The organism is Anaerophaga thermohalophila str. Valhall (assembly GCF_000250735.1).
Taxonomy (GTDB): Bacteria; Bacteroidota; Bacteroidia; order Bacteroidales; family Marinilabiliaceae; genus Anaerophaga; species Anaerophaga thermohalophila_A.
In genome coordinates this window covers 1-10,043 of sequence record NZ_AHZV01000238.1, presented here as the reverse complement: position 1 = coordinate 10,043, position 10,043 = coordinate 1, and the positions used below count along the sequence as shown (strand labels likewise).

Here is a 10,043-nt window from a genome sequence, read left to right as displayed (position 1 = left end):
CTTTTAATACCGTACTTATTGATAATTGACTACAAAAAAGATTCTTTGTCGTGCCTCCTCAGAATAACATTCAGCTAAGCGTCATTCTGAACGAAGCGGAGAATCTGTCATCTTATATCTTAACATATAATGATCTAATCATTTATCCAATAGATAATTGACCATTATAATCCGTGTCATCTGTGGTGTCCTCTTAACCTTAGCCTCAATCTCAACCTTAACCTTAACCTTAACCTTAACCTTAACCTTAACCTCAACCTCAGCCTCAACCTTAATCTTAACCTAATTGATCAATGGTCATTGATCATTTATTTCATGAATCACCAATCCCGAGCGCAGCTTAGGTTCAAACCAGGTAGTTTTCGGAGGCATAATGTTGCCTGTATCTGCAATATCGATCAATTGCTGCATGGAGACAGGATAGAGCGCAAACGCCACTTTCATTTCACCATTGTCGACCCGGCGTTCCAGCTCTCCGAGGCCGCGAATACCTCCTACAAAATCGATGCGGTTAGAAGTTCTCAGGTCTTTAATTCCCAGGATTTTATCAAGTACATGGTTCGAGAGAATGGTGACATCCAGAACGCCAATGGGGTCCTTGTCACTGTAAGTTCCCTCTTTTGCCGTCAGTTTATACCAGTTGCCGCCGAGATACATGCTGAACTCATGTAACTTTGAAGGTTTATAGGTTTCATTACCCATATTGACAACATCAAATGCCTCAGTCATTTTTTCGAGAAAGTCTTTTTCAGACAAACCACTCAGGTCTTTTACCACCCTGTTGTAATCAATAATTTGCAGCTGATTGTCCGGGAAATGCACTGCCATAAAGAAATTGTATTCTTCCTTCCCGGTATGATTGGGATTTTGGGCTTTTCTTTCGAGACCTACACGAGCTGCAGCTGCAGTTCGGTGATGACCATCGGCCACGTATGTGCAAGGAACCTTTTGAGCGAACAGCTCTTCAATCTTCATGTTGATGTCTTTATCACGGATAACCCAGAAATGATGGCCGAATCCATCGTCTTCTGCCGTAAAATCGTATTCCGGTTCCTGGTTCTCAACGATGTTTTTAACAATCTGATCGATTTCCGGGACAGCTTTATAGCTGAAAAATACAGGTTCCAGGTTGGCATTATTGGTTCGGATATGCACCATCCGGTCCTCTTCTTTATCCGGTCGCGTTAATTCATGCTTTTTTATGACCCCGTTTTCATAATCGGAACAGGCAGCACAACCAACAATTCCGTATTGAGTTCGCCCGTTCATGGTTTGTGCATAAATGTAAAAGCGGGGTTCTTCATCAGGAACCAGCCATCCTTTTTCTTTGAATTTCCGGAAATTTTCTGCCGATTTTTGATACACTTTTTCAGAATGAACATCCACATCGGGTGGACAATCAATTTCGGCACGGGTAATATGTAAAAGAGAAAATTCCTTTCCTTTTGCCATATCGGCGGCTTCGCGACTGTTCATAACATCGTAGGGAAGGCAGGAAAGGCCTGCTGCAACTTCTTTGGGTGGCCGGAGCCCTTTGAATGGTTTTACTGTAGCCATAAGAATTTATTTTTGAGTGCGGCCTAAAAAGCATCTTTATTGCCGAACTCTGTGTTGTTTTAAATTTTTGCATCCTCATTAACAACGAGTTAACTCCGGTGCAAAAAATTTAAAACGCCTTGATTTTGACAAAAAATATGCTTTTTATACCGCGCTCATTTATTAACTCTGAAAGTTTCGTCTCCGTTTTTAAAGAATTTGACAATCTGGTTGGCAGCTGCAACACCTGCATTGATGTTGGCTTCAGCTGTTTGTGCTCCCATCTTTTTAGGTGTAAAGAAGTAACGTCCGTCGAATTTCTCTTCAAACACGGATTTGTTATCGGGAGCAATATCGGAAATGTAGGCAAAGTCGGCCCTTTTTTCCATAAATTGTACCAGGCTCTCTTCGTCAATAACCTCTTTGCGCGCGGTATTTACCAAAACGGCGTCTTTGGGCATCTTTCCGAGTAATTGGGCATTGATCGATTTTTTTGTTTTTTCGTTGGCCGGGATGTGCAAAGAAACATACTGGCAAGAGCTGTATAATTCTTCAACCGTATTTAAAGGTGTCACTCCGTCGGCCTTGATCTTATCGGCGGGGACAAAAGGATCGAAAGCATATACCTCCATTCCAAAACCTTTGGCTATTTGTGCTACATAAACACCTACATTTCCATAGGCATGTATTCCCAGCTTTTTGCCACGCAACTCGGTACCGGCAGTCCCGTTGAAGTGGTTTCGTGCCTGGTAGACCATCATGCCAAAGGCCAGTTCGGCAACAGCATTGGAGTTTTGTCCGGGCGTGTTCATGGCCACAATTCCTTTGGCAGAACAGGCCTCAAGGTCCAGATTGTCATATCCGGCGCCTGCGCGAACTACAATCTTCAGTTCTTTTGCGGCATCAACAACGTCGGCAGTAACCTTGTCTGACCTTACAATAAGCGCATGTGCATCGGCAACGGCGGCTTTCAGTTCATCGGAAGATGAATATTTTTCGAGCAGAGAAAGCTGATAACCTTCCTTTTCGACAATCTCTTTGATTTGCGCAATGGCTGCCGGCGCAAACGGTTTTTCAGTAGCTACTAGTATTTTGTTCATAATAATTGAGTTTTTAGTCAACAGTCAATAGTTTTTAGTCAACAGTCAATAGTTTTTAGTCAATAGTCAATAGTATGAATTACAAACAACACTAACATGTATAAAGCAATAAAAAGGGAAAATAAAAATTTTTAGTGTTTTTTGATTTTAATTAGTGTCTGTCCATAAAGTACCATTTGCTGTGTTACGCTTGCCACTAAAATACTTATTTACGAAAAGTAAACTCCGTTTTTGGTGACTTCGCAAGCCTTGCAACCGGCACCTTCAGAACAGACACATTGTGATTTGTTACATCTTTTCTCCACTTTATAGATGAGCACTAATTAGATGTAAAATTAATTGTTCAAACTTGCTATACTGTATTTTAACAAAGAACTCCTTCAGGTACGAATATCTGATTTGCAATTTATTGCAAAAAATTAGATGAGTATTGTGTTCAAAAGCTTATAGAACAATATAAGTGAGTGGGGATATAAAAAGCATCTTTGTTGCCAAACTCTTTGTTGTTTTAGATTTTTGCATTCTCATTAACAATGGGTTAACTCCGGTACGAAAATTTAAAACGCCTTGATTTTGACAAAAATATGTCTTTTTATATCATATTCATAAGTACAACATTTTTTGCTTTTTTTAGACCAACAAAGGGCCTGCATGGCCCTCTGTTGATTGCAAAAATGTCAATGTTTCTTTTCAAATTCCTGCATGGTTTCAACGAGGGCTTTTACACTCTCAATAGGCAGTGCATTGTAGGTGGATGCCCTGAAACCTCCCACGCTCCGGTGTCCTTTAATTCCTATCATACCCCGTCCGGTAGCAAAATCAAGGAATTCTTTTTCCAGTTCGGCATAATCATCATTCATTACGAAGCAGATGTTCATTAAAGAGCGGTCTTCTTCATTGGTCACCGTGGCTTTGAAAAGTTTATTACGGTCTATTTCATTGTATAGCAATGCTGCTTTTTCCTGGTTCCGTTTTTGCATGGCAGCTACACCGCCTTGTTGCTTCAGCCATTTGAGAGTCTGAAGGGCAGCAAATACAGGCAATACCGGTGGTGTGTTAAACATTGATCCCTTTTCAACATGAGTGCGGTAATCGAGGATGGTTGGTATTTCCCGACCTGTCTTACCCAGGATATCTGTTTTTACCACGACAAAAGTTACCCCCGCGGGAGCCAGGTTTTTCTGGGCACCACCATATATCAATGCATATTTGGAAACATCAAGAGGCCGCGAGAAAATATCGGATGACATATCGGCCACCAGTGGAACTTTTACATCCAAATCTTCTTTGATTTCTGTTCCGTAAATGGTGTTATTGGTGGTAATATGAAGATAGTCAGCATCATCCGGAACCTGATAACCTTTTGGGATGTAATTGTAATTTGAATCTTTAGATGATGCCACTTCCACAACTTCTCCAAATAATTTGGCTTCTTTCAGGGCTTTTGATGCCCATGATCCGGTGTTCAGATATGCGGCTTTCTTCTTCAATAAATTATATGGAACCATGCAAAACTGAGTGCTGGCACCACCGCCCAGGAAAAGTACCTCGTAGCCCTGGGGAATGTCGAGAAGCTCCTTGAAGAGGGACTGCGCCTCTTCCATAACGGCTACAAATTCTTTTCCCCGGTGCGAAACTTCCATAACAGACAGGCCGGTACCTGCGAAATCGAGAACAGCTTCTGCTGTATTCTTAATGGTATACTCAGGCAAAATAGATGGTCCTGCATAAAAGTTGTGTTTCTTCATCACCAGATAATTTTAAATAATGAAAATAAATTGGTTAATTGTATGATTATGACAATTTTTTCATGCTTGTTTCATTAGAAGATAACTTACTTAAGTTGCCGGCCTAATGAAACTTGCATGCAAGCATTTATATATATTCTTCTTGTTGCAATCCTTGCCATGCTCGTTTCACTTGTTCAGATAAATCATTCCGGGAGTTGGTAATGCTTTATCTGCAATATATAAAACTAATGTCTCGTGTAATTCGGAAACATGATTTTAGTCAAGCCAAAGTTAGTGATTTATGATTTTTTATTCATGCCTTTTGCTGATTTTTTTCATTAATTGAGTTCTGGAGGCTTGTTGCTGGGTGCTGGTTGCCGGTTGCTGGTTGCTGGTTGCTGGTTGCTGGTTTGGGGTTTCGGGTTCGCCCGGCTCTGCAGCCTGACCTGTAAGAATTCGTTTATTAGTCTATTCGTCAATTCGTCAATTGGTTCATTGATCATTGATAATTGATCATTGATAACTGGTCATTGATCATTGATAATTGGTCATTGATAATTGGTCATTGAAAAATCTGTTTTCATCTGTGAAATCTGTGGTGCACTCTCAACCTCAACCTCAACCTCAACCTTAGCCTCAGCCTTAGCCTCAGCCTTAGCCTCTAATTTCCGTGTAAATCTGTAGTATCTGTGGTGAACCTGGCAGGACAAAAAAATCCCTTCCTTAGCGCTGGAAGGGATTATCTTCGAAATTATTATCTTTTAGTTGATCGTCCTCTGTTGTGGTCTCGTCTGAGGATGTTGAGGTATCTGACCCGCCGGAGGATGTAAAAGACGGCTGACCAGGCGGGTTATTTTCTGAAGCAGTAAACAAAGTAAAGCTTTTATCCACCGTCACTTCCGTCAGCTCGGGTTGGTTATATATTTTCTTTTCCTTCTGTCTCATTCTAAACAAAAATCAATTTGTTTAGAAAACAGTCTTGAACTCAAGTTTTTCTTTTTCTGATTCTACAATCATTATGATCATTCCTTTCCTTGAGACCATGATCCTGTTTTCCGATTCGGGATTTAATGTACCGCTGTCGATAACTTTGCCATTAATATCCAACAATCTGTAAGTGGGATTGTTTAATTGGCCAATATACGCAATTATTTCAGAATTGTTTGTATAGAAGCAGGATTTTTTCTCAGCCTCATTCTTTGTTTTCCCTTCAATATTGGTAATAACACTTTCTGTTCCCGAAATATGAAGAACAAACCTTGAGTTGTTGGTGCCTTTCTCATCCACCTCGAATTCGTATGTTCCTGTGGCAGAAAGATCGATGAAGTCGGATGTGGCTTTATCTTCAAGCAAGACACGCGAATCGGATGGTAAAGTATTATCTTTCATATTGATTTGTACTGTGCCTGTTGCATCCGTTTTAAACCCGAGTGGGACAGATATTTCGTTTTGTGCGGGCTGCATGCCGTTAATGGCTAATATTTGAGAGCCTTCAGGTGTATAACCAGGTGTATAGATCTGACATAAGTTTTGGTTTGTTGTAAGTTTCTTCTCGGTGTCGTAGGCATCTCCAAAGTCGTTGGATGCATTCGATGCAAAAACCAGTGCCGTTTCGTCGGTTATGCTATTGCCGTTTAGCCTGGATTCCAGCTTTAAAGTGGGATATATGGTTGAAGAGGCCGATTTGAGGTAAGAAATACTGTCGACCTCAAGGGCAGAGACAGGAAACCCGATAGAAGCTGATGTGTAGCCGGGTCTTACTTTTACCCAGAAAGCCTGATGCGAAGGGATATCGGGGGTGTTATTCTCAATGCCTATGCCAACGCCTGAGCTTGCATTGTAGGTATTGTATTTATTATTGAGGTTGTCCCATATCCAGAAAGAGTAGGCAACTTTTACGGTGTCGATTTCCAATTTGGTAAAATCGACAGTTGCATTAAACGGATTGGCGACAAGGTTCCAGCCGAGTCCGCCACTTTCATTTCTTTCGAGTGCTACGGTTACGTCGGAAGTAACCGGCGTACCTGTGAAAATCATTGAATGGTCGCTCCGGCAAATATATCCTACGCCGGGAAGCAGGGGCGTATCTTCACCTAAGATGACATAGCTATTCTCTGCGTTGTTGTATTGATACAAATAGTTGGTAATTCCACTTGTTGCCTTAGTAGCTCCGGTAACGGGAACGCCAAAATTGTAATTACGATCGGGTGCGGAGACATTTTGGTAGAAACGCACCTTGGCAGGATCAACAATAACCGTATCGCCTCGGGGGATAAATGATGCATTGATTTCGGACGAAGACTGGAGTACGAATTCTCCATTGATGGTAAGGCTGCCCCCGGTTTGGGTGAGGGATGCCCCGGGTTCAATTACCAAATCATTCACAGTGACAGAAGTGCTAATTTCAGGAAAGTTGCTTGATTCGTCTGGGATTAGCACACTGTAACCCGAATCAAATGCTCCTGTTTCCCAGTTGCCGGAAGAATTCCAGTCAGTGCTGGAATCTCCTGACCAAATGTTTAAATCCGCTGTAGAAAAATTCCAGGCATTTGATCCTGAAACACCTTCAAAATCTACACCATTTAAGACTGATTTAACAAACCCTTGAGGGATTTCCACATAATAACTGTTGTTCATCAAGAAGTCATCATGAGAAACTATTAACTTGTTACCATAAATCGAAATCTTTGACGATGTGGCGATAAATGACTGAAAATCAGTGCCATCATTTTTGAAGATAGTCATTGTTCCATTTCCACGCTGGATATCTTCTGAAAATGTAATTGTTAATTTTTTTGTCAATACCGCATCTGTAGCATCATCTGCTGGTGAAAAAGAATTTGCGATTAGGGGTGAAAGAGTTGAAAATGAGACTGATGTGGGGTTTCCGTCGGTCTCTATTACCACATTACCACCAGAATCAGTTGTAACAAAATGAATAATGTAGTCTGTATTTGGTAACAAATTGTCTATTTCTGCATAAAATGTTTCATTTGGACCCTCAAGTCCTATAAAACCATCATAATTATTTATTACGTAGGCTGTTTCTGGTGATGAACCAGGCGATTGTTCTATAAAAAAGAATGTATAGTGAGTTGGATACTGAATAAAATTACCTGCTTTTCCTCCAACTGTGGCGTTTACTTCTGCTGTTGCTGAAGTAGTTGTAACATTAGTTATTCTTGGATAACCACTATTATATGATTGAGCGTTTGTTAAACTAATCCCCCAAACACTCAAAACCCCTATCAACCCAACTTTTAGTAAAAACTTTTTCATAACGCTAAATTTAACCCTGTGTGTAACCATGTTCAAAGGCATTGACTATTAATTGTTGTATTCTGCTATGTAATCAATAAACCGCCAGGTTTTGAAAATAGTAATGCCGTAAATTTACTTGTTTCTACGTGTCTGGCATAGCAAAAGGTGCATGAATGAGGAAGTTAGTTGATGAAGGGGGATAAAGTGTTGACGAAAGTAATGCCTGATTTTGGGAAATTGGGTTTCGGGTTCCGGGTTTCGGGTTTCCGGTTCGCTCGGCTCTGCTGCTTGCCTTTTAAGAATTGGTCAATTCGTCAATTGGTCAATTGGTTCATTGGTAATTGGTAATTGATAATTGATAATTGATAATTGGTAATTGGCAATTGGTCATTGAAAAATGAAAAATCTGTGTAAATCTGTGATATCTGTGGTGCACTCTCTACCTCAACCTTAGCCTTAGCCTCAACCTCAATCTGTTTGGATGCTTGTTGCTGGTTGCTGGTTTCGGGTTTCGGGTTCGCTTGGCTCCGCCTCTTTCTTTGCAAAAATTCATCAATTCATCAATTGGTTAATTGGTTAATTGGTAATTGATAATTGATAATTGATAATTGATAATCTGTGATGGATTTTCAACCTCAACCCGGCTTTTGGGTTTCAGGTTGGTGAGACGCACGACCGTGCGTCTCTACATGCTTCTATCTTCTGACTTCCGTCTTCTATCTCTATCTCTGTGTTCTTCTGTGCCTTATGTGGTGCATTCTTAACCTCAGCCTCAACCTCAGCCTCAACCTTAGCCTTAACCTCAACCTCAGCCTCAATTATTTTTAGCTGTAATTCACATATCGTTGAGCGAAAGGCCATAATATGCAGGGGTGAAATCGTGAAGTTTTTTTGTCAGATTAGATGATTTGATAATTAAGTTGTTGATATTTATGTTTTCAGCATTTCTTTTGACTTCGTAAAAGTCAATTTTCTTTTGGTCTTCGTTAATGGCCACTATGTCAATTTCATTTTTGTTGCTTTTTTCCCAGTAACTGCCAATTTGAGAATAGTTTCCGGTCGATTTTAATTTTTCTGTGAAATATCGTTCCAGTATTTTACCTGAATAGGTATTGTAATCACGAAGGATAATGTTTTTTACATATTCAAGATTGTCGATTTCGATGGCACTTTTGTATTTGTAAATGAAGCGGAACCAGAAATTAAGGAAATTATCGCAGATATGATATTTAACAGAGCGACTGTTGGGTTTTGATAATATAGGTTTCGTTTTTGCAATGATCTTAAAATCATTTTCCAGCCGGTTAAGATAGCCGCCGGTTTGCATTTGGAGAACTGATTCAATTTCGGGTCGTGATGTTTTGGATGATGCGATTAGCGATAGAATAGAGAAGTAGTTGCCGTAGTCTTTGCCAAACTCATCAATCAGAATATTTCTGCCTTCATCTAAAAACATCGAATTATCGGCAATAACAGTGTTAAGAATGCTCCTAAAAGTAAAAGCTTCATTCTCTGTTAATATTTCCAGGTATTTGGGAATACCGCCCGTTATCATGTATAAAAAGAGCAAATCATCGGATGTATAGTCGGGATTGTATTCTTTAAGAATTTGTTTTTGGGTGTTTATATCAAAAGGGTTAATATTTATTTGTTGATTGGCTCTGCCAAATAGTGGTTCTTTGGCATCTTCAAATATTTTTTTCATCATGGAATATACAGAACCACACAGGATAAGATTCATATGACTTTTGTTTTTATTGCGATCCCATATATTCTGCATTTCGCTGTAAACAGACGGGTTGACAGAATAGATTTCCTGAAATTCATCAATGATCAGGGTGAAGGGAGTATTCGACGACAGTTCCATCAGGTAACCAAAGAGGTCACGAAAAGATTGGAATTGGCCATATATATTGACCGACAGTTTGTTTTTTATTTCTTCGGTGAATTCTTCACATAAAAGGATTTCATTTTTGCGGGAAATGAAAAAATAGAGATGGGGCCGGTTTTTTACCGATTCGATCAATAATGTGGTTTTACCGATTCGGCGTCGCCCGATCACAATGGTCATTTGAGCATTGGTGAGTGATTTTACCCAGGTTCTCTTGAGCTGTTCCAGTTCTTTGGTTCGGTTGTAAAACTTCATAACAGAAAATAATTAATTACTGTAATGGCTGTTACTGTAATGGATATTACAATAATGTCAAATATAAGTAATTGTTTGTTGTTAAGCAATTTTGTTGCTGGATGCTGGATGCTTGTTGCTTGTTGCTGGTTTCGGGTTCCGGTTCGCTTCTTGCCTTGTAAGAATTGATTAATTCGTCAATTGGTCACCTGATTAATTGGAGGTTGCTAAAAAAGTCAGCAACCTCTGTTTCAAATTTATTTTCCATTGTTGAGCCCGGTCTAAAAAGCA

General features: G+C 39.9%; 6 protein-coding genes. All 6 read right to left on the bottom strand.

What is annotated here, in order from left to right; genetic code table 11:
- Nucleotides 1-297: 297 nt before the first annotated feature.
- Nucleotides 298-1,557, bottom strand: coding sequence for a DUF1015 domain-containing protein (locus tag OQ5_RS0112730; RefSeq protein WP_016777853.1), 1,260 nt, complete (start codon nucleotides 1,555-1,557; stop codon nucleotides 298-300).
- 155 nt (nucleotides 1,558-1,712) lie between these two features.
- Nucleotides 1,713-2,636 carry a 3-phosphoglycerate dehydrogenase gene (locus tag OQ5_RS0112725; protein ID WP_016777852.1) on the bottom strand — a complete coding sequence of 308 codons (924 nt, stop codon included), beginning with the start codon at nucleotides 2,634-2,636 and terminating at the stop codon, nucleotides 1,713-1,715.
- A 677-nt stretch (nucleotides 2,637-3,313) separates the two neighbouring features.
- On the bottom strand, nucleotides 3,314-4,384 hold the full coding sequence (gene serC / locus OQ5_RS0112720) for a 3-phosphoserine/phosphohydroxythreonine transaminase (protein WP_016777851.1): 1,071 nt from the start codon (nucleotides 4,382-4,384) through the stop codon (nucleotides 3,314-3,316).
- A 705-nt stretch (nucleotides 4,385-5,089) separates the two neighbouring features.
- Nucleotides 5,090-5,311: a hypothetical protein gene (locus tag OQ5_RS0112715; protein ID WP_016777850.1), complete on the bottom strand. Its 222-nt coding sequence runs from the start codon at nucleotides 5,309-5,311 to the stop codon at nucleotides 5,090-5,092.
- A gap of 21 nt (nucleotides 5,312-5,332) precedes the next feature.
- Nucleotides 5,333-7,645 (bottom strand): Ig-like domain-containing protein, encoded by a 2,313-nt coding sequence (locus OQ5_RS0112710; protein WP_255297526.1) that lies wholly within the window; start codon nucleotides 7,643-7,645, stop codon nucleotides 5,333-5,335.
- 817 nt (nucleotides 7,646-8,462) lie between these two features.
- Nucleotides 8,463-9,773: an ATP-binding protein gene (locus OQ5_RS0112695; protein ID WP_016777846.1), complete on the bottom strand. Its 1,311-nt coding sequence runs from the start codon at nucleotides 9,771-9,773 to the stop codon at nucleotides 8,463-8,465.
- Between the last annotated feature and the right edge of the window lie 270 nt (nucleotides 9,774-10,043).